At 51.5% G+C, this 202-nt stretch carries 1 protein-coding gene; it reads left to right on the forward strand.

The genetic code is table 11. The features are described from left to right. Positions 1-14: 14 nt before the first annotated feature. Positions 15-202, forward strand: a 188-nt coding sequence (locus HMPREF3014_RS34930; RefSeq protein WP_218189582.1) for a hypothetical protein, incomplete at its 3' end; no start/stop codon positions are given.

Here is a 202-nt window from a genome sequence, read left to right on the forward strand (position 1 = left end):
TGTCAAGCACCTCGATGAAGCTTCGTTTCGAACCCCTTTCGGGACCGAACCGCTGCGGCGAGCAACCTGCCGAAGCGCTTCACCACCCCTGGGAGAGAATCCGTAAATCCTTGATTTTCAAGCATTTACTCTTCGTCGTCGCCGGGAGTGGTGCGCATTATAGGGAGATAGAAACTGGCGTCAACACTTATTTGAAACTTTT

Source organism: Pseudomonas sp. HMSC065H01, assembly GCF_001815235.1.
Taxonomy (GTDB): Bacteria; Pseudomonadota; Gammaproteobacteria; order Pseudomonadales; family Pseudomonadaceae; genus Pseudomonas; species Pseudomonas aeruginosa.